Raw genomic sequence first — 20,446 nt, 5'->3', positions numbered from 1 at the left:
TTTTTTAGAATTTTCAGGGTTTTACATACTGTTTAATCTTCAATTTTCAAGGAACAACGAAGCGTCCTTAGCCAAACCCGCAAAAGGCTTTGCTAAGCACTCAACGTTAACGCAGAAGGAGGGATTTGAACCCTCGCGCCGCTACTAACGACCTACTCCCTTTCCAGGGGAGCCCCTTCAACCACTTGGGTACTTCTGCTTGGTTGAATCTGATTTCATATTTATTTGTGTACAGGCATGTCCTAAAAATGTCTGCAACGGAGAGGATGGGATTCGAACCCATGCGCCCTTGCGGACAAACGGTTTTCAAGACCGCCTCGTTATGACCACTTCGATACCTCTCCAAACGTGCTTTTCTATTTTACAGAAACTTTGCAAATTTGTCAAGTACTTTTTTAAGATTTTTCCAGGCCGTTTTGACCTTTTTTTGTACCGTTGTCTCCAGCGGCAACTTGTTTATACTATCATATCTTTCGACATATGTCAACAGTTTTTTCAAACTTTTTTCTCGTTGCAAACAAGGTCTATCGATACCCCTCTCAGCCCTTTTTCTTCAAGAAAGCCTCCGCAATGTACAGATCCTCCGGCGTTGTGATTTTTATATTTTCATAGCCGCCCTCCACCATGTGGACCTTGATCCCCATCTGCTGCTCTGCCACCATGGCATCGTCTGTCACCTTGCTGCAGTCCTGCAGCAGCTGCCGTTTGAAGGCCTCCACAATCAAGGGTACAGAAAACACCTGGGGGGTCTGTGCCTGCCATAAAAGCCTTCTATCCGGGCTTCCTGTAATGCAGCCTTCCTCATCCACCAGCTTAATGGTATCCTTCACCGGCATTCCCACAACACATGCACCATATTTTTCTACAGCCTCATAGGCCCTTTCTATCATTTCTCCGCTCACAAAAGGACGGGCTCCGTCGTGGATGAACACATAGCCCTCCTGACGCTCTTTTTTGCAGCCAAAGCCGGAGTCCTCCTCCATAAGGGTACAGAGGGCTTTCCATACGCTCTCATAGCGTTCTTTTCCCCCCGCTTTCACCGAGGACACCTTAGTCAGTCTGTATTTTTTCACAAATTCATCTGTGCAGTACTCCACATGTGCCTCATCGGTCATCAGGATGATCTCATCGATCAGAGCCGACTTCTGGAAGGCCTCCAGGGCATGGACTGCCACCGGCTTCCCTCCGATCTCCAGGTATTGCTTTGCAATGGGGCCGCCCATACGGCTTCCCTTTCCTGCTGCCAGAACAACTGCTGTGCAATATTTTTTCATCTGTAACTTCCCCTTAACGCTCTCCCAGCTTCAAACTGGGAACTGCATTCAGATCCCAGCCTGCAAGGTTTCCCTTCCTGTATTCATAGTAGGCGGCTGCCCCGATCATAGCTGCATTATCTGTACAGAAAATGGGAGACGGATAGTAGAACTGGATGCCATTCTTTTCGCAGCTCTCTTTCATGGCCGCCCTCAAGGCCGAATTGGAGGCCACGCCTCCTGCAATGGCAAGCTTTTTGTAGCCATATTCCTTTGCAGCCAGGATCGCCCTGCTTACCAGTGAATCCACAACAGAATTCTGGAAGGAGGCAACCAGATCAGGAACATTGATCTCTTCTCCTGTCATCTTTTTATGATTAATGTAGTTGAGCACTGCTGACTTGAGGCCGCTGAAGCTGAAATCATAGGGGGATCCTTCTACCTTGCCCCTGGGAAATTCGATTGCATGGGGATTGCCGTCCCTGGCAGCCTTGTCCACCTTGGGGCCCCCCGGATATCCCAGCCCTACTGCTCTTGCCACCTTGTCAAATGCCTCTCCTGCGGCATCATCCCTGGTGCGGCCAATGATCTCAAACTCTCCATAATCCTTCACGATCACGAGATGAGTATGGCCTCCCGATACGATGAGGCATACAAAGGGAGGCTCCAGATCCGGATTTTCGATGAAGTTAGCAGAAACATGGCCTTCAATATGGTGAACGCCGATCAGAGGCTTTTTCGCCGCATAGGCGATCGCCTTGGCCTCTGCCACTCCCACCAAAAGGGCTCCTACCAGTCCCGGGCCATAGGTCACGCCCACAGCCGTAATATCCTCTAAGCTCACCTGGGCCTCTGCCAACGCCCTCTCGATCACATAATTAATGGCCTTCACATGCTCTCTGGAGGCAATCTCCGGTACCACGCCTCCGTAGACTGTGTGCGTTGCGATCTGTGAGGAAATAACATTGGAAAGAACGGTCCTCCCGTTCTTCACAACAGAAGCAGCCGTCTCGTCGCAGGAGCTTTCAATTGCCAATATTAAAACATCGGATGTATTTTCACTCATGATCCTGTCTCCCATACTTATCAATCTTCATCAAATTCCAGCTCCGCCGTCCAGCCATCCCTGGCTGCCTTTGCCCTTGGGAAGATCTTGCGGACCTCGTCCATATAATCCTCCGGTCTGTTTAGGGACGGACTGTAGTGTGTCAGCCACATCTGCTTTGGCTGTGCCTCCTTTGCCAGGGCCGCAGCCTCATAAAATGTCATATGCTTGTACTCCCTGGCCTTTGCCGCCTTCTCCTTTTCGCCGTACATCCCCTCACAGATGAACAGGTCCGCACCCTCTGCATACTCGGCGATCACAGGAAGGGGCCTTGTATCTGTACAGTAGGTTACCTTGAGTCCTCTTCTGTCCGGTCCCAGCACCATATCAGGCGTGAGGAGGCGCCCCTCGTGTTCGATCTCCTCCCCTTTCTGGAGCCTGCTCCAGAACCTCTGCGGTATCTCACTTGCCCTGGCCCGTTCCACATCAAATTTGCCTTTTCTCGGTATTCTGACTGAATAACCATAGCAGAGCACGTTATGGTTTACCCTGTAAGCGTCAATGATGTAGGGCTCCATTTCTATGGTCTCCCTGTTTTCCGCAAGCTCGATAAACTGAAGCTCAAAGGGCAGTTCCGGTGCGATCATGCGCAGGGCTCCTACCACCCGCTCTAAGCCCTTTGGCCCGATCAGGGTGAGAGGCTCGGTCCGCTCGGCATTTCCCATTGTGAGCAGCAGGCCGGGAAGTCCGCTGATATGATCTGCATGATAATGGGTAAAACAGATCACATCAATGGGCTTTGGGCTCCAGCCCTTTTCCTTCAGGGCGATCTGGGTGCCTTCACCGCAGTCGATCAAAAGATTGCTTCCGCCGCACCTGGCCATCATGGAGGTGAGCCATCTGTAGGGAAGGGGCATCATCCCTCCGGTGCCCAGCAAACATATATCCAACATATCTTATTCCTCATCTTTTCCATCTTTAACTCACAAAATCATATCACACTTCCCTCCTAATAGTCAACAACCCCGCGGCAAGCAGCGGGGTATGCAACCCTCGCGGCAGCGGATTACAGCAGCTCTACCTGTTCCTCGATATCCACAGGGATCTTAAAGCCTCCTACAAGCTCATCATAGCATTCCTCACACAGGTCAAAATGATGGATCTGTCCATCCTTCTCCGAAAAATAATCCCATGCATGGTCAATACCGATCACCCCCTCGCGCACGATCCCCTTATCTACTACCAGCCTTTTCCCGCAGCAATTGCAGATGACCGCTTCCACCTGTCCGTTCTTATTGTATTTTTTCATAATTTATCCCTCGCCTTTCTCTCTCCTAGTATCTCGCCACCCCTCCCGCCTGGCTGCATTTGCAAGGCCCTGCCCCTATAAAGAGAAATGGGGAGGAATGTCCGGTTCCTCCCCATTATATACACAAATTATTCATAATTTAAGTGGAAATTGTTTCATATCCTGCGTTTCCACATGATGACGGCATCCTCCACAGGATTATGGTAATACCCCTTGCGGACTGCCTCCTGCTTGAAACCATAGGATTCATAAAGGTTTCTTGCTCCTACGTTGCTCTCCCGCACCTCCAGGGCAATGGCTGTCACGCATCTTCTCCTGGAAAGTGCTGTCATGGCATCCATCAGTTTCCTGGCGATCCCCTGCCGTCTCATGTCCGGAGATACTGCGATCCGCTGCAGCTCTCCCTCATCTCCCAGGATGCGCAGCACCGCATACCCCTTGACCTCGCCTGAAGCCTCATAGACAAAATAGGTATCCAGGCGGCTTCCCAGGCCTGAGCTTATCAGATTCTCCGACCATGCTTCGGAAAAACAGGCCTTCTCCAGGTCTGCCACCGGTTTGACATCCCGGCCCTCCATAAGGCGTATCCCTGTAAAATGTTCCATACTCTCATGCTCCTCCCTCTGCTTCTGATACCAGGGACTTGACAGTGATATTCCGGATCAATAATCTCCGGGAAGCTTTCCCGCAGCACCCTCCGGCGACAGTTCGGCCTCCCTCTGGCGCTCTGCCTGGGACTTGCGCAGATAATCCGGATTAAAATCTCCGGCGTCCGTCACAAATGCACCTTTATATCCGCTTCCGGCATTTTCCCCGCCTTGTGCTCCGTTCTGCCAGGCCTCAAAAGCAAGCATTCCCAAGGCAGCCACACTGGAAGCCCTCTGCCGGTTCATATGGGCAGGCGCAAAACGGCAGGGAACCTTTACTTCCTTCCTGATGATCTCCTTATATACGGGCACTCCGTCTCCCAAGAAGATCACTGCCTCTCCCCGTTCATTAAGCTGCCCGGCCAGCTCCCTCATATCCATGGGGCACTGCTCCATCACGATCTCCAAGCCCTTTTCCAGATGGTACAGTCCCGTATACACCTGGCTTCTCCTGGCATCCATAATAGGGCATATGAGCCCGGAGGCCCCCCATAGATTATATGCCATGGCATCCACTGTGGGCACATGGATCAGCGGCTTTTTTAAAGCCAGCCCCAGCCCCTTTGCCGTAGCAGCCCCAATGCGCAGGCCTGTAAAGGAGCCAGGCCCCCCTGCTGTGGCGATGGCGTCAATGGTATTTAAATCCAGATCCAAAAGCTTTGCGATCTCATCCAGCATCGGCAGCAGCGTCTGGGAATGGGTCTTCTTAAAATCCACCGTATATTCTGCTGTCACAATGTCGTCTGTCACCAGAGCCACGCTGGCCACAAGGGACGAGCTCTCTATTCCTAAAATCCTCATATTCTCTCCTCCACACAGATACGCCTGTAGTCAAAGCCCTTTTCCAGGTCTTTTTCGATCAAGACCCTTGTGACATGCTCCGGCAGGATCTCCTCTATGAGCTGGGGCCATTCGATCAGCGTCACGCCCTCGCCAAAAAAGCAGTCCTCATATCCGATCTCATCCATCTCACTGATATCGCCGATGCGGTATACATCAAAATGGTAAAGGGGCAGGCGGCCCTCCTCGTACTGCTGAAGGATGGTAAAGGTAGGACTGTTCACAGGCCCAGTAATGCCTAAGCCCTTGGCAAACCCCTGGGTGAACACCGTCTTTCCCACTCCCAGATCCCCTTCCAGGCAGATGATCTGGCCGGGCACTGCCTGAAGTCCCATTTTTCTGCCCAGTTCAAATGTCTCTTCCGGCTTTGTTGTCTCAATTACCATCATTTACCCCTTTCATGGTAAGCGAGATCCGTTTCTTTTCCAGATCTACGCTGAGTATCTTCACCTGCACCACATCCCCTACGCTCACAGCCTCCAGAGGATGCTTGATATAGCGGTCTGTCATCTGGGAAATGTGGACCAGCCCGTCCTGATGGACGCCGATATCCACAAATGCCCCGAAGTCGATGACATTGCGCACGGTTCCCTTTAATACCATGCCCGGCTTTAGGTCCTTCATTTCCAGGATATCACTGCGCAGAATGGGCCTGGGCATCTCATCTCTCGGATCCCTGGCAGGCTTTTCCAGCTCCCCGGCAATGTCACGCAGGGTGATCTCACCCACGCCGATCTCCTCTGCCATCCGCTTATAGTCCTTTATCTTCCGGCTGATCCCCTTGAGGCCGCCCTGGGCCAGCTCTGAGGTTGCATATCCCAGACGTTCCAGAAGCTTTCCTGCCGCCTCATAGCTTTCAGGATGGACGCTTGTCCCGTCTAAGGGGTTCTCCCCGCCGGAGATCCTCATAAAGCCTGCGCACTGTTCAAATGCCTTCGGCCCCAGCTTTGCCACCTTTAAAAGCTGCTTTCTGTTATGAAAGGCCCCGTTTTCCTCACGGTAGGCCACAATGTTCTTTGCCAGGGTCTTGTTGATGCCGGATACGTACTCCAGAAGGGATGCGGAGGCTGTATTTAAGTCCACGCCCACCTTGTTCACACAGTCCTCCACCACGCCCTCCAGGGCTTCGCCCAAATGCTTCTGGTTCATATCGTGCTGGTACTGGCCCACACCGATGGATTTGGGATCGATCTTTACCAGTTCTGACAGAGGATCCTGCAGCCGCCTTGCAATGGACACCGCGCTCCTCTGGCCCACGTCAAAGGACGGAAATTCCTCTGTTGCCAGCTTGCTGGCGGAATAGACAGAGGCCCCGGCCTCGTTCACGATCACGTACTGTACCGGCTCCTTGATCTCCTTTAAAAGCTCCACAATGATCTGCTCCGATTCCCTGGAGGCGGTGCCATTTCCCACAGAGATCAGGGAAATGCCGTACTTGCCTATCATGTCCTTCAGGATCTTCTTAGACTCTGCCACCTTATTCTGGGGAGCTGTGGGATAGATCACCACTGTATCCAGGACCTTGCCCGTGCTGTCCACCACAGCCAGCTTGCAGCCTGTGCGGAAGGCCGGATCCCAGCCCAGGACCACACGGCCCACAATGGGAGGCTGCATGAGAAGCTGCTCTAAATTCTTTCCAAAGACCTTTATTGCTCCCTCCTCCGCCTTCTCGGTCAGCTCATTTCTGATCTCACGCTCAATGGCCGGTCCGATGAGCCGTCCGTAGCTGTCCTTTACCGTCTCTTTCAGCACGGGCGTGGTGTAGGGGTTGTCCCGCAAAATGGTCTTTTTTTCAAGGTACTGGAATATCTGCTCCTCCGGTGCAGCGATCTTAACTGTCAGGATCTTCTCGTTCTCTCCCCTGTTTAAGGCAAGTATCCTGTGGCCCGCCGCCTTTTTCACCGGCTCCTCATAGTTGTAATACATCTCATAGACAGACTTCACTGTCCCATCCTTTGCCGAGGACTGGAGAAGGCCCTTGTTCACCGTAGTATTTCTGATATAGGTACGGTATTCTGCATTGTCGGAAATGCGCTCTGCCAGAATGTCCATGGCCCCCTGGATGGCCTCTGCCACCGTCCCAACACCCTTATCCTGGGAAAGGAAGCTTTCTGCCGCCTTCTCAAGGGGTTCTTTTATCATCTGAAGGCTTATAAGGTCCGCTAAGGGCTCCAAGCCCTTTTCCTTAGCAATCATAGCCCTGGTGCGGCGTTTTGGCTTATAAGGCCTGTAAAGGTCCTCTACAGCCACAAGAGTCTTTGCCTCCCGTATCTGCTTTTCCAGCTCCGGCGTCAGCTTCTCCTGCTCTCTGACAGACGCAATGACCTGTTCCTTCCGCTCCTCCAGATTCCGCAGGTACTTCAGCCTCTCATCCAGACCGCGCAGTACCTCGTCATTTAAGGAACCGGTGGCTTCCTTTCTGTATCTGGCAATAAAAGGGATGGTATTTCCCTCATCGATCAATTTTACAGCGGCCCCAGCCTGATGGCGGCCAATTCCCAGTTCCTCCGCCAGTGTCTTAATAATATCCATGAAAAATCCTCACCTGTTGTTTATTCTTGTTCAGTCTTTTTATTATAGTTCATTCAATGGCCTTATGCAAGTTCTGCATCTGGACAGTAGGGATATTTCGTGATAAAATAAGCGGGACAGAAACGAAAATGTGGAAGCAGCAAAAGAAAGGCATTGATTATCAGAATGATGAATTCCAACAATAAAAAGAAAATCTCCACCTCCGCCGACCGTCTGGCTACCTGTGCCCTTATCTGCGGTCTTGCAGGGGTGATCTGCAGCTTTTTTTATCTTCCGATCTCCCTTATGAGCGGCGGCAATTATCCTACTGGCCTGATCTGCGGCGTTATGGGCATTTTGCTGGCAGTGATGTCACGCAGGGCGGATGAGCGGCCCAAAAAGGCCTTCCGCGGCAGAGCCATTGCGGGGATCGTGTTTGGCTGCATTGCAATTGGTCTGACCTTTTTCTTTTTCTATGCGCTGATCAATTATTATGATGCGCTGAAGGATCCGGTCATGGGACCACAGATCAATGAGCTCTTGAACCGGCTGCAGCAGCAGTTCCAGGAGCAGCTCAATGAACAGCAGCCTTCACTCGCTCCAGGCGGCTCGGCAGCGGCTCTGTTTTTCCGCATCTAGTCTACGGCAGGGGGCTCCCTGTTATTTGCAGAATACTTTACCGGGCCCTAGCCCAGCAAACCTTGCACACTGCAAATGCGGCAGAATATGTGTCCTGCACATTCTGCCGCATTATCTGTATCATCGACCGTTTTTCTTTTGATTTCTTACAGCATTGCACGTATCATCTGCTTGATCCCAAAATCAGACTGTGCCTGCTCCTTTGTATCAAAGGCAATCGCTGCAGCTTTGAACTCCCCTTCCTTCATTTCCTGAGTGAGGATCGCAAATTCATCCATGCCGTAAAGCTCATACACCTCTACCTTACCGAAAAGACTCTTCACATCCTGCTCTTTGTTGCGGTAGGAGCCTGCAATGCGGACAAAATAGCGGAAGGAAGCCTGGTCCATTGGTTCAATGGCCTGCTTTTCCTCTGTCCAGCCAATTTCCACATGATCCTCCAGATTCTGGGCCGCCTCAATGATATCAGCAACCACTGCACTGGCTGTTGGAAGCTTTCCTGCTCCGCTTCCATAAAACATGGAAGTGCCCAGCATATTGCCCTTCACCATAATGCCGTTAAACACGTCATTCACAGCATACAGGGGATTCGTCTTATCCAGCATGACAGGAGCCACATAGGCATTCACCCTGCCGTCCTTCATGCGGCTGGTTCCCAGAAGCTTCACGGAAGCACCCATTTTCTCTGCATATTTAAAATCAATGTCTGTGATCTTTGTGATACCCTCAGTATAGATGTCCTCATAATTGACTTCCTTTCCGGTAGCCATTGCTGTGAGGATGGCGATCTTGCGGCAGGTGTCGTGGCCCTCTACGTCCGCCTCCGGATTACGCTCTGCATAGCCCAGGTTCTGCGCCTCCTTTAAGGCATTTTCAAAGGATTCTCCTTCCTTATCCATCTTTGTGAGAATATAGTTGGTCGTACCGTTTAGGATACCGGAGATTTCCTCGATCCGCTCTCCCATCAGGCAGCGGTACAGCGGGCGGATGATCGGAATGCCGCCTCCCACGCTGGCTTCAAAGAAGAAATTCACCTTTTTCTCACGTGCGATCTCAAGCAGCTCCGTACCGTAGGCAGCCACCAGCGCCTTGTTGGAGGTCACTACATGCTTTCCTCCTAAGAGACAAGCCTTCACAAAGGGGTAGGCCGGGTTCAAGCCGCCCATGGCCTCCACCACGATCTTCACCTCTTCGTCTGTCTCAATGGTCTTAAAATCGTGGATGATCTTGTCCGCCACCGGACTGTCCGGGAACTCGCGCAGGTCCAGAACATACTTCAGCTCTACCTCCTGTCCTGCCCGCTTTGCGATCACATCCTTATTCTGCTCCAAAATCTCCACTACGCCGGAACCGATGGTTCCATATCCCATAACTGCTGTCTTAATCATAGTCCTCTGCTCCCTGTCTGTTACCTTTCTTTGCCTTCATTCCTCTGGCTGGCGAATGATCACTCCCTGGCCAGTATCTTCACATAATGGATGCCCTCCAGCACCTCCAGTTCTTCGATCATGCTGGAGACATTTCCCGTATTCTCCCTGACCTCCACACTCAATGTCAGCGTCGCTACGCCGTTGACCGGAATGCTCTGGTGGATCGTGAGGATATTCGCCCTGTACACAGCCACCACATGGAGAAGATCACTTAAAAGCCCCTGCTCATCATCCATCTGCACCACCAGAGTGATGGTCTTGCCCTTTGTATTGTCATAGAAGGGGAAAATGTCATCTTTATATTTATAAAACGAACTGCGGCTGATCCCCACCTTGTCTGCTGCTTCCTGAACAGTGATGGCCCGTTCTGTCTCCAGCAGTTTTTTCGCCTCCACCACCTTTAAAAGCACCTCAGGAACCGCCTTCTGCTTTACCACAAAATACTTGCTCTTATCCTCCATGCCACTGTCCTTTCGCCCAATGTTTGTCCGTATTGGAAAAACATATGTAGTCATGTGGAAGATATTAGCACATTTTCCGGGTAAATGCAACTGTTTTTTACATAAAACATAGAAAAGGACGCTGCCAGACAGCAGCGCCCTTCTTCGTATATTGTAATATATTTCTTTAATCCTCCGCCCGCGCATTCCTGTCCGGACAGCCCAGGCTCATCCAGCGCAGGTAGGCGCTCATAAAGGGATCCAGTGCTCCGTCCAGCACTGCATCTACATTGCCTGTCTCCTCGCCGGTGCGAAGATCCTTTGCCATGGTGTAGGGCTGCAGCACATAGGAGCGGATCTGGCTTCCCCAGCCATTGTCCTTGACATCGCCGCGGATGCCGGCTGCCTTGGCTGCCTGCTCCTCCTGCTTCAACATGTAGAGCTTTGCTTTCAGCATCTGCATAGCCTTATCCTTATTCTGGAACTGGGAACGCTCATTCTGGCAGGTTACCACAATTCCAGTGGGATAATGAGTGATGCGGATGGCAGAGGAGGTCTTGTTGATGTGCTGACCGCCTGCACCGCTGGAACGGTAGGTATCAATGCGGATATCATCCGGATTGATCTCAATGTCAATATCCTCCTTAATATCCGGCATGATGTCGCAGGACACAAAGGATGTCTGACGCTTTCCCGCGGCATTAAAGGGCGAAATGCGCACAAGGCGGTGTACGCCGTGCTCTGAGCGCAGATAGCCGTAGGCATTGTCCCCACTGATCTGTACAGTCACGGATTTGATGCCTGCCTCGTCTCCATCCAGATAGTCCAGCACCTCTGTCTTGAAGCCCTTTTTCTCCGCCCAGCGGCAGTACATCCGGTAGAGCATGCTGCACCAGTCGCAGGACTCTGTGCCTCCTGCGCCTGCATTCAGCCTCAAAATGGCATCATAGCCATCGTACTCTCCTGACAAAAGGAGCTTCATGCGCATTTTATCTAAGGTCTCTGTAAAATGATCCAGCATTTCCTGGATCTCAGGGATCAATGAGGGATCATTTTCCTCATAGCCCATCTGGATCATCACCTGAATATCCTCGTACTCCTGCTCCAGCTCCCTGTAGGTCTCCACCTCGTCCTTCAGATGCTTTGCCTCCCGCACCAGCTTGGTGGAGGTCTCAGGATTGTCCCAGAAGCCCGGCTCCTCCATGGATTTATCTAACTCATCGATTCGTCTGACCTTGTTATCCAGGTCAAAGTGAATCCCTCACTTCCACTAATGGTTTGTCATACGTTGATAACGTATATTTGAAATTATCTAACTCAACCACAGCTTCACCCGCTTTCTTTTTTATATTTTTATTCTCCGGCGTCATTTATTTGATTCTTCCACAGCACTGCTTGTATTTCTTGCCGGAACCGCAGGGGCATGGATCATTCGGATAGATCTTCTGTTCCACACGCTTCTTCGGAGCGCTGGCAAGGGAGGTATCCTTGTTGGTGCCTGTCACCTTTGCCGCCGGCTCACGCTCTACCTTCTGCTCTACGCGGATGTGGAAGAGGATACGTACGGTCTCCTCCTGGATGGATGCCATCATGGCCTCGTACATGTCATAGCCCTGCATCTTGTACTCTACCACCGGATCCTTCTGGCCATAGGCCTGGAGTCCGATGCTCTCTCTCAGGGCATCCATATCATCCAGATGAGCCATCCATTTATTGTCAATGACCTTCAGAAGGACAACGCGCTCGATCTCACGGATCTGCTCTGTCTCAGGGAACTCTGCCTCCTTTGTCTCGTAAAGCTTAATAGCCTCTTCCTTCAGATTGTGCTTCAGTTCGTTCTTCTTCATGGACTTCTTCTGCTCATCTGTCAGGACGATCGGCTTTAAGGGGATGATCGGAAGCAGCAGGCTGTTAAGCTCCTTTAATTCCCACTTGTCCGCAGTCTGGTCATCGGAAATGGACATATCCACTGCATTTTCCACAATATCCGTGATCATCTTCAGCACCAGGTCACGCATGTTGTCGCCATCCAGTACCTTGCGGCGCTCTGCGTAAATGACCTCACGCTGTTCGTTATTCACTTCGTCAAATTTCAGCAGCTGCTCACGGATGCCGTAGTTGTTGCCTTCGATCTTCATCTGGGCCTTCTCGATGGCATTTGTCAGCATCTTGTGCTCGATCTGCTCGCCCTCCGGCACGCCCATAGCCTCAAACATGGACATCAGCCGATCTGAGCCAAAGAGCCTTAACAGGTCGTCCTCTAAGGACAGATAGAAGCGGGACTCACCGGGATCTCCCTGACGTCCGGAACGTCCGCGCAGCTGGTTATCAATACGGCGGGACTCATGGCGCTCTGTGCCGATGATCTTTAAGCCGCCCAGTTCCTTAGACTCTGCGTCCAGCTTGATATCTGTACCACGTCCAGCCATGTTGGTGGCAATGGTGACAGAGCCGTGGATACCTGCATCTGCAACGATCTCAGCCTCCAGCTCATGGAACTTCGCATTCAACACCTTGTGCTGGATGCCTCTCCTTGTGAGCATCTTGCTTAAAAGCTCTGAGGTCTCGATGGCAATGGTGCCTACCAGCACCGGCTGTCCCTTTTCATGGGCTCTCTCCACCTCATCTACAACAGCTTTGAATTTTTCCTTCTTTGTCTTGTATACAGCATCCTCCAGATCCTTACGGATCATTGGACGGTTGGTCGGGATGGCAATAACATCCATTCCGTAAATGTTGCGGAACTCCTTCTCCTCTGTCAGAGCAGTACCTGTCATACCAGCCTTCTTGTTGAACTTGTTGAAGAAATTCTGGAAGGTGATGGTCGCAAGGGTGCGGCTCTCACGGCGCACATTTACATGCTCCTTTGCCTCAATGGCCTGGTGAAGGCCGTCGGAATAACGGCGTCCCGGCATGATACGTCCTGTAAACTCGTCTACGATCAGGACCTCGTCATCCTTTACCACATAGTCCTTATCCCTGAACATCAGGTTATTGGCTCTTAAGGCCAGGATGATGTTGTGCTGGATCTCCAGGTTCTCCGGGTCTGCCAGGTTCTCGATGTGGAAGAATTCCTCCACCTTCTTTACACCCTGCTCTGTCAGGTTTACAACCTTATCCTTTTCATCAACAACGAAGTCCCCGGTCTCCTCGATCTCCTCACCCATAATGGCATCGATCTTGGAAAATTCCTTTGAGACCGTACCGCGCTCCAGCTGACGCGCCAGGATATCGCAGACCTCATAAAGCTTTGTTGACTTTCCGCTCTGACCGGAAATGATCAGAGGCGTTCTGGCCTCATCGATCAGGACAGAGTCCACCTCATCGATGATGCAGTAATCAAGATCACGGAGCACCAGCTGCTCCTTATAGATCGCCATATTGTCACGCAGGTAGTCAAAGCCCAGCTCATTGTTGGTAACATAGGTAATATCACAGGCATATGCCTCCTTGCGCTGCTCGCTTGTCATCTCATTTAATACAACGCCTACTGTCAGTCCCAGGAAGCGGTGTACCTGTCCCATCCACTCAGCATCACGCTTTGCCAGATAGTCATTGACTGTAACGATCTGCACGCCTTTTCCGCGAAGGGCATTCAGATAAGCCGGACAGGTGGAGACCAGTGTCTTACCTTCACCTGTACGCATCTCTGCAATACGGCCCTGGTGGAGCACAATGCCGCCGATCAGCTGTACTGGGAAATGCTCCATGTTCAGTGTTCTCTTGGCTGCCTCACGTACAGTGGCAAATGCCTCCGGCAATATATCGTCCAGAGTCTCACCATTTGCCAGTCTTTCCTTAAAAATCCTGGTCTGGTCGCGCAGCTCTTCATCTGATTTAGCCGACATCTCATCCCGCAGGCTCTCGATCTTTGCCACGATCGGCCGTATCATCTTCAGTTCTCTTTCGCTGTGAGTCCCGAACACTTTTTCAAATACGTTCATGGTATACTCTCCTAACTTCTTCCTTATATAAATAAAATCACATTTCCGCCGGTGCTCTCCAGGCAGCCTTTGCTTTTATTATCTGTCTGCCGGTTCCAGTCTATTCTTCTTATCCTGCCGCCATTTTTTCAGCGCCGCCGATGGGTACTATGTCTGAAAAAACATGGTACAATCTTATTTATTGTAGCACTTGAAGGTCATTAATTCAACGAGTTAATAAAAAATTAACATTTTGTCCACACTTATTGTCAACTAAGCAGGTTGCACAAAAAATGTGTTCGATTTTTTACACATCCACATTATCCACAGAGGTTTATACACATTGCCCACAAAGTTATCCACATCCAAGTTTGTCCATTTTACGGCAATTTTTAGTTATACACCGATTTATCCACATTATCCACAAGTTTATAAGTCTTTTACATAAAACTTCTCCCCTTCCTGACAAAAATTTTATTTTTGTGAATTTCTGATAAACTTTGGAATTACGGAAGAAAAAACAGGAATTTCTCTTGACATTTCCTAAAAGATATTATTAACAGTCACTCTCAAATATGTATATATAATGGCAATTTTTTATAAAAAATTAATATAAATTGTTTGGCAATTTTCTTGTTTTCGTTGTAATTTTACAATAAATATGGTATAATAAGCTCATCTCAAGAAAAGGAGTTGATTATATGCGTTATACTATCACAGGACGAAACATCGAGGTAACTCCAGGTTTAAGAGCAGCCGTTGAAAAGAAGATCGGCAAGCTGGAACATTTCTTCACTCCCGAAACCGAAGTAATTGTAGCTATGAGCGCCCAGAAGGACAGGCAGAAGATCGAGGTAACAATTCCTGTCAAGGGCAATACCATTCGTGCTGAGGAGTCCAGCACCGATATGTATGTATCCATTGATCTGGTAGAGGAGGTCATTGAACGCCAGATCCGCAGATATAGAAAAAAATTGATCGACAAGAAGCAAGCTGCCATCTCCTTCTCCCAGGCTTTTATCGAGGAAGAGGATGAGGTGCAGGATGATGAGATCCAGATCGTAAAAACAAAGAAATTCGCAATCAAGCCAACGATCCCTGAGGAAGCCTGCCTCCAGATGGAGATGCTGGGACACAATTTCTACGTATTCCTCAACTCGGAGACAGATCAGGTCAATGTGGTTTATAAGCGCAAGAATGGCACTTACGGACTGATCGAACCGGAATTTTAATAAAAGATAAGACAAGCCTGCAGCCGGAATCGGCTGCAGGCTTTTTGATGCTTTTGATGCTTTTCATGGATTTAACAGGTTCTGCTGCCCGTAAGGCCATTATGGTCAATCCAGGAAGGTCACTGCCTTACACGGTGTCCTGTAATTAGACGGAGCATAGCAGATGCCTGTTGCCGGCGTGCTGGCATGAATGATCTGTCCGCCGCCGATATAAATGCCCACGTGGTTGATATAGTTGCCGCTTGCGTAGAACAGCAGGTCTCCCGGCTTCACATCGCTGACAGGGATGGCCTTTCCTTTGGCTGCCTGGTCTCTGGAGCTTCGTCCTGTACTGATCCCAAAGTGTGAGTATACGCTCATAACAAAGCCGGAGCAGTCTGCGCCATTTGTAAGGCTCGTCCCGCCATAGACATAGGGATTGCCCAGGAACTGCTTTGCATAAGCCACAATGGCATTTCTGGTGGCTGCTGTGACCTCAGAGGAATTGCCGGAGCCGGAATCCGGGCTGCCGGGACCCTTGGAATTGTTCTCTGTCGGTTTTTCTGTGATCTGCACGGTTTCCTTTTCTGTCGGCTTCTCTGTTGGCTTTTCTGTCGCCCCCTCTGTCTGGGGAGCTGCCACTGTAGCGCTGTTTCCGTTTTCCGGATTTGCAGCGATGGTCTGGATCACTGCTTCCGTATTGGCCGCCTTTGTGGATGCTGTGGTAGCTGCCTCTGTCTTTTTCTCTGCAGCTGTGGTGGCTGCCGTAGTCTTCTTGGCTGCCTGAGCCTTCTTTGCCTCCTCCAGCTCCTTCAGGGCCTTTTCTGCTTCTTCCTTGCGCTTGGCATCTGCAGCTTCCTTTGCCTGCTCCTCTTCCAGGGAAACGGCCTTTTTGAACTCCACATTGGTCTTCATATAGTCCTTGAATACATAGCCTTCCAGGTCTGTATCCACTGCCACCTTCAGGAAGTCCCCCTGCTCCTCCAGCACCGTATAATGGGCGCCCTCGGCTAACAGGGTCAGTGTCTTGCTGGTGAGGTCCGGATTCTCTCTCAGCCGCAGGCTGGGCGTATCCACAACCGTTCCGTAGGTCGTACCCACTTTCTTTGCTTTTGCCTCTGCCTTTTCGCCTGTGACAAAGTATTCTGCCTTTATGTAGCCGGTAACAGAGCCGGACTGTATCTTATACCACTTTCCGCCTTCGCCCTCCACCGTGTCAAGGATGGTGGCTGCGCAGTCATTGTATATCTTGCCTGTGACATTGCTGTTCGTGTTTGCCTCGGTACGGATATTGACGGATCCGCTCACCTTTGACACAGCAATATTGTCATAGGCCGATGTCTTGGGCTTCTGTGCTACGGCCTGTCCGCCGCCGGAACCACCCTGGGCAGCCTGTGCGCTGTTTCCCGCGCCCTGGCTGTTCTCTCCGCTCCGGCCACCGGCAGACTGTCCGCTTCCGGCAGCCGCACCACCGCTGCTGCCGGAAGCCGCAGCCTGGTTTTCCATATCCCGATAAGAATCTGCCAGCTTCTGTTCCGGTTCCGTAGTCCCTGCATAATAATTGTTCAGCGCCACGGAAATACCTGCCAGGGAGGATCCTGTTTCCAGATTGGTAGATGCTGCTGCCGGTATAGACCAGGCGCAGCTGCACATTGCGCCCAGCATCAGTATTTTTTGCCAATTGTTCATCCGAATCTGGTCCCTCCTAGCCTCTGCTCAGGAAGCGCTCTGCACTGGTGACTGCATTGGCTCCGTCCGCTGCTGCTGTAATGATCTGACGCAGCTGCTTCGTCCTCACATCACCTGCTGCAAAAATGCCTTCAGCTGAGGTAACTCCGTCTTCTCCTGCCTTGATATATCCGTGCTCCATCTCTGCAAGGCCTTCAAAGGGCTTGCTCTCCGGGGAAATGCCCACTGCAATAAAGACGCCCTGTACTTCCAGTTTTCTCTTTTCTCCTGTTTTTACATTGGTAACCTCCAGGCCGTTTACCATTCCCTCGCCGCAGACAGCATCGGCTACCGTATCCCAGACGATCTCCACGTTGTCCAGAGCAAACAGGCTTTCCTGAAGGCTCTTTGCTGCCCTCAGCTCATCTCTGCGGTGGATGACATAGACCTTGCTGCACATGCGGGCTAAAAAGATCGCATCCTCCACAGCCACATCTCCTCCGCCAATCACAGCTGTCACCTTGTTGCGGAAAAAGGCTCCGTCACAGGTGGCGCAGTAAGAAACGCCGGCTCCGGCCAAAGTCTCTTCACCTGGAATCCCCAGCTTTCTGTGGATGGCTCCTGTTGCCAGTATCAGGGCTTTGGCTTCATAGGTTCCCCCAAAGCCATGGACCACCTTTGTCTGACCAGGACCTTTGTCCTCCACAGACTGCACTTCATCCTCTGCAAACCGGGCTCCCAGCTTATCAGCATGCTCCCGAAGCTTCAGTCCCAGGTCATATCCACCGATTCCCGGAAGGCCCGGGTAGTTATCCACCTCATAGGTAGTCAGGACCTGGCCGCCGCTCACCATGGCTTTTTCGATCACAAGGGTATCCAGACGGGCGCGCTGGGCATAAATAGCTGCGGAAAGGCCGGCAGGGCCGGAACCAATAATAATCAAATCGTATATATGGGTCATATTTATCCAACTTTCTGTGAGATTCTACGTTTAAGCTTTTCATAACATATTTTAAACGAATTGTAATCATTATATCACAATTGATTCTTATATTACAATTTATTTTCTTACAATTCTCTGTCCGGCTGTGCTAGAATATAGACATCCCATAGAAGCATCATAACATCACACAGAAAGGAAGTGCTATACATGTCAAGAAAGACCGTACTTGTAACCGGAGCATCCCGTGGGATCGGAAAAGCCATTGCAGTGAAATTCGCCAAAAAGGGGTATAATGTAGCCATCAGCTGCATCCGCAGCGAGGACAGGCTTCTTCAGACCAAAAAGGAGATCGAGTCCTTTCAGGTTCCCTGTCTGGCTTATCTGGGTGATATGGGAGATATGACATGCTGTGAAGAGCTGTTTGAAAGGATCAGAAAACAATTCGGCGGCGTAGATGTGCTGGTGAACAATGCCGGTATCTCCTACATCGGCCTTTTACAGGATATGTCATCGGAGGACTGGGAGCGGATGCTCCATGTGAACCTGACCTCTGTTTTCAACTGCTGCAAGCTGGCCATTCCCTACATGGTCCAGCAGAAGCAGGGCAAGATCATCAATATTTCCTCTGTCTGGGGCGTTGTGGGAGCTTCCTGCGAAGCTGCCTACTCTGCCACCAAAGGCGGTATCAATGCCCTCACAAAAGCTCTTGCAAAGGAACTTGCCCCCTCAGGCATCCAGGTCAATGCCGTGGCCTGCGGCGCCATTGACACGGAGATGAACCAGTGGCTGGAGGAGGACGAGCTCATCTCCCTGGTGGAGGAGATCCCCGCCGGAAGGCTGGGACGGGCCGAGGAGGTGGCTGACTTCGTATACCATCTGGGCTATAAGGAGTCTTACCTTACAGGCCAGGTGATCGGGATGGATGGGGGATGGATATAGAGAAAGAGAAGCCTACAAGAAAGCGTGCGCCCACCGGGCACACACAAAAAAGCCCATTGGACGCAAATCCATGGGCTTTTTGATAACCATATTCTGTTTGCCGAGAACCAATGGTCTCTTGCCAAACTCGGAAGCAGGCTTCCTCGTCCATCAGATAGCAATGCCTGCAAGCAGCATTTATTATCTCTTGCTGAACTGTGGAGCACGACGTGCAGCCTTTAAGCCGTACTCACCTGACCTTGATCCAAAAAGACCAGTATTCATGCGGTTTTTCGGGCTTTCCTCTCTCAGTAAACCCATAGGTAAACCCACGAAATCGCGAAATTTTTGGTGCAGTTTAACGCAGCCCGAATGCAGCATTCACAACGCTGCTTAATTCCTCAGGTTTATTATACTTGACTTTCGCATAGATGTCCATAGTCGTTTTGCTGTTCTCATGGCCTGCCAGATACTGCACCGTCTTAGGATCAACACCTTTGTAAATCAGATTGGTGATGTAGGTGTGCCGCAGCATGTGCGGAGTCACCTTGAAGTCCATCGTATACACCAGTTTGGGATTATTCGGCTGATGCTCACCAAGCCTTGGCTTTATTCTATGCTTGATGGACTGTCCATTTACATAAGTGTAATAACAGCGTTCTGCAGTAGAACGGACTGTTATGTACTTCCAGACTCTCACAAACTGTGTTTCCGTCAAAACAGTTCCCTTCGAATTCGAGATCACATATTCCGATTCTGATTTTTCCCTTTCTTCCTTGAGACAGGCTACCAGGCATTTTGGAATCGGAACATCTCGTTTTGCTGCCGGTGTCTTCAATAGCGTGTTGACTACCGGCTCACCGCCTTCCACATGCCATGCACGCCTTACCGAAATGTACGGCGTTTTTTCATCCAGGAATACGCAGTCCCATTTTAATCCAAGGATCTCTTCTCTACGCAATCCCGCGTACAAACCGATCATCACGAAGACATACGGTGGAAGCTCACGAATGCTATCCAGCAAAATGGCAGTCTGTTCATCCGTCAAAGCCTCGCGCCGTTTCGCTGGCTTTCCGCCTCTTGCGCAAATCGTTTTGGATGGATTCTCTTTAATCACCTTGCTCTCTTCTGCTGAATTAAAAATGTTCTTAATCAGCATATTGAGCTGACCATACATTCCGGAAGAACCTTTTGATAACGGAACCATCAGCAGCCGCAGGTCATCTGTGGTCACCTCGTCCATATACATCTGTCCAATCGGACCCACGATGTACCGATTCACCATCCGTGCGTATCCTTCCAACGTATTAGTTCTTACCGTTCCAGACCGCATCAGCAACCATTTTTCACAGTACTCTTCCACGGTCGGATTCTCTCTATGGAAAACCACTTCCGCGATTTTCTTCTGGGCATCTTCCACCCGGTCATACAATTCTTCGCGTGTCATCCCGTAAATCGCCACTCTCTTTCCGTCTGCATCTGTAATCCGGGTGCGGTAATACTGTACCCCTTTCATCATCACTGTTCCGTATTCCGGAAGTTCAGCAGGACGCTTTTTCCCTTTAGCCATGTGTTCTCCTCCTATCTATCTTCATACATTGCGTGTTGTCACTTTTATTATCATGGCGTACAGCACTTCCTTCAAGGATGTCGAATGTATGTAAAAAGG

Annotated in this window: 18 protein-coding genes and 2 tRNA genes; 3 read left to right on the top strand and 17 right to left on the bottom strand. The window is 50.6% G+C overall.

Features of this window, described 5'->3' with window-relative positions; all coding sequences use genetic code 11:
* Window positions 1-110 precede the first annotated feature (110 nt).
* The 10 genes from LIZ87_RS14875 to LIZ87_RS14830 form a co-directional block, all read right to left on the bottom strand.
* A tRNA-Ser gene (locus LIZ87_RS14875) sits at window positions 111-199 on the bottom strand.
* A gap of 59 nt (window positions 200-258) precedes the next feature.
* A tRNA-Ser gene (locus LIZ87_RS14870) sits at window positions 259-344 on the bottom strand.
* 195 nt (window positions 345-539) lie between these two features.
* Complete coding sequence (ispD, locus tag LIZ87_RS14865) at window positions 540-1,274, bottom strand: 2-C-methyl-D-erythritol 4-phosphate cytidylyltransferase (protein WP_178315182.1); 735 nt, start codon at window positions 1,272-1,274, stop codon at window positions 540-542.
* A gap of 13 nt (window positions 1,275-1,287) precedes the next feature.
* On the bottom strand, window positions 1,288-2,319 hold the full coding sequence (gene tsaD, locus LIZ87_RS14860; protein WP_178315180.1) for a tRNA (adenosine(37)-N6)-threonylcarbamoyltransferase complex transferase subunit TsaD: 1,032 nt from the start codon (window positions 2,317-2,319) through the stop codon (window positions 1,288-1,290).
* A gap of 20 nt (window positions 2,320-2,339) precedes the next feature.
* Window positions 2,340-3,251 (bottom strand): ribonuclease Z, encoded by a 912-nt coding sequence (locus LIZ87_RS14855; protein ID WP_178315178.1) that lies wholly within the window; start codon window positions 3,249-3,251, stop codon window positions 2,340-2,342.
* A gap of 113 nt (window positions 3,252-3,364) precedes the next feature.
* A complete protein-coding gene (locus LIZ87_RS14850; protein WP_178315176.1) occupies window positions 3,365-3,607 on the bottom strand; it encodes a hypothetical protein in 243 nt (80 codons plus the stop codon).
* Window positions 3,608-3,762: 155 nt separating this feature from the next.
* Window positions 3,763-4,212 (bottom strand): ribosomal protein S18-alanine N-acetyltransferase, encoded by a 450-nt coding sequence (gene rimI, locus LIZ87_RS14845; RefSeq protein WP_178315174.1) that lies wholly within the window; start codon window positions 4,210-4,212, stop codon window positions 3,763-3,765.
* A 57-nt stretch (window positions 4,213-4,269) separates the two neighbouring features.
* A complete protein-coding gene (tsaB, locus tag LIZ87_RS14840; protein WP_227148143.1) occupies window positions 4,270-5,055 on the bottom strand; it encodes a tRNA (adenosine(37)-N6)-threonylcarbamoyltransferase complex dimerization subunit type 1 TsaB in 786 nt (261 codons plus the stop codon).
* Window positions 5,052-5,480 carry a tRNA (adenosine(37)-N6)-threonylcarbamoyltransferase complex ATPase subunit type 1 TsaE gene (tsaE, locus tag LIZ87_RS14835; protein WP_178316898.1) on the bottom strand — a complete coding sequence of 143 codons (429 nt, stop codon included), beginning with the start codon at window positions 5,478-5,480 and terminating at the stop codon, window positions 5,052-5,054. Before tsaE ends, tsaB begins: the two co-directional genes overlap by 4 nt.
* A complete protein-coding gene (locus LIZ87_RS14830) occupies window positions 5,470-7,626 on the bottom strand; it encodes a Tex family protein (RefSeq protein ID WP_227148141.1) in 2,157 nt (718 codons plus the stop codon). Before LIZ87_RS14830 ends, tsaE begins: the two co-directional genes overlap by 11 nt.
* Window positions 7,627-7,791: 165 nt before the next feature.
* Here LIZ87_RS14830 and LIZ87_RS14825 point away from each other — a divergent pair, with 165 nt between their 5' ends.
* Window positions 7,792-8,244, top strand: a complete 453-nt coding sequence (locus LIZ87_RS14825; RefSeq protein ID WP_227148138.1) for a DUF4190 domain-containing protein — start codon at window positions 7,792-7,794, stop codon at window positions 8,242-8,244.
* Window positions 8,245-8,390: 146 nt separating this feature from the next.
* Here the strand turns inward: LIZ87_RS14825 and LIZ87_RS14820 are convergent, their stop codons facing one another.
* The 4 genes from LIZ87_RS14820 to secA all read right to left on the bottom strand — a co-directional run bounded on the left by LIZ87_RS14820 (window position 8,391) and on the right by secA (window position 14,058).
* Window positions 8,391-9,632 carry a homoserine dehydrogenase gene (locus tag LIZ87_RS14820; RefSeq protein WP_178317372.1) on the bottom strand — a complete coding sequence of 414 codons (1,242 nt, stop codon included), beginning with the start codon at window positions 9,630-9,632 and terminating at the stop codon, window positions 8,391-8,393.
* Between the two features lie 59 nt (window positions 9,633-9,691).
* The gene (locus LIZ87_RS14815; protein ID WP_178317373.1) at window positions 9,692-10,135 is read right to left on the bottom strand and encodes an ACT domain-containing protein; all 444 of its coding nucleotides are present in this window, start codon (window positions 10,133-10,135) and stop codon (window positions 9,692-9,694) included.
* 166 nt (window positions 10,136-10,301) lie between these two features.
* A protein-coding gene (gene prfB, locus LIZ87_RS14810; protein ID WP_178317374.1) for a peptide chain release factor 2 occupies window positions 10,302-11,439 on the bottom strand; the annotation gives its coding sequence in 2 pieces (ribosomal slippage) (window positions 10,302-11,363 and window positions 11,365-11,439; 1,137 coding nt in all).
* 45 nt (window positions 11,440-11,484) lie between these two features.
* The gene (gene secA, locus LIZ87_RS14805; protein WP_178317375.1) at window positions 11,485-14,058 is read right to left on the bottom strand and encodes a preprotein translocase subunit SecA; all 2,574 of its coding nucleotides are present in this window, start codon (window positions 14,056-14,058) and stop codon (window positions 11,485-11,487) included.
* A gap of 680 nt (window positions 14,059-14,738) precedes the next feature.
* Between secA and hpf the strand changes: the two genes are divergently transcribed.
* Entirely contained in the window at window positions 14,739-15,269 is a 531-nt protein-coding gene (gene hpf, locus LIZ87_RS14800; RefSeq protein WP_178317376.1) for a ribosome hibernation-promoting factor, HPF/YfiA family, read from the top strand.
* Between the two features lie 105 nt (window positions 15,270-15,374).
* Here the strand turns inward: hpf and LIZ87_RS14795 are convergent, their stop codons facing one another.
* Together LIZ87_RS14795 and trxB are read right to left on the bottom strand one after the other, a co-directional pair.
* Window positions 15,375-16,937 carry a C40 family peptidase gene (locus tag LIZ87_RS14795; RefSeq protein WP_227148136.1) on the bottom strand — a complete coding sequence of 521 codons (1,563 nt, stop codon included), beginning with the start codon at window positions 16,935-16,937 and terminating at the stop codon, window positions 15,375-15,377.
* A gap of 16 nt (window positions 16,938-16,953) precedes the next feature.
* Entirely contained in the window at window positions 16,954-17,877 is a 924-nt protein-coding gene (trxB, locus tag LIZ87_RS14790) for a thioredoxin-disulfide reductase (RefSeq protein ID WP_227148134.1), read from the bottom strand.
* Window positions 17,878-18,066: 189 nt separating this feature from the next.
* On the opposite strand from trxB, the gene ymfI reads away from it, so the two are divergent.
* Complete coding sequence (gene ymfI, locus LIZ87_RS14785; protein ID WP_227148132.1) at window positions 18,067-18,798, top strand: elongation factor P 5-aminopentanone reductase; 732 nt, start codon at window positions 18,067-18,069, stop codon at window positions 18,796-18,798.
* Window positions 18,799-19,135: 337 nt separating this feature from the next.
* On the opposite strand, the gene LIZ87_RS14780 is transcribed toward ymfI, so the two are convergent.
* A complete protein-coding gene (locus LIZ87_RS14780) occupies window positions 19,136-20,347 on the bottom strand; it encodes a tyrosine-type recombinase/integrase (RefSeq protein WP_227148130.1) in 1,212 nt (403 codons plus the stop codon).
* Between the last annotated feature and the right edge of the window lie 99 nt (window positions 20,348-20,446).

The organism is Lacrimispora sp. 210928-DFI.3.58, from assembly GCF_020554865.1.
GTDB lineage: Bacteria > Bacillota > Clostridia > Lachnospirales > Lachnospiraceae > Enterocloster.
Note: the sequence above shows the minus strand (reverse complement) of the source record. Positions and strands in the feature narration are given on the sequence as shown.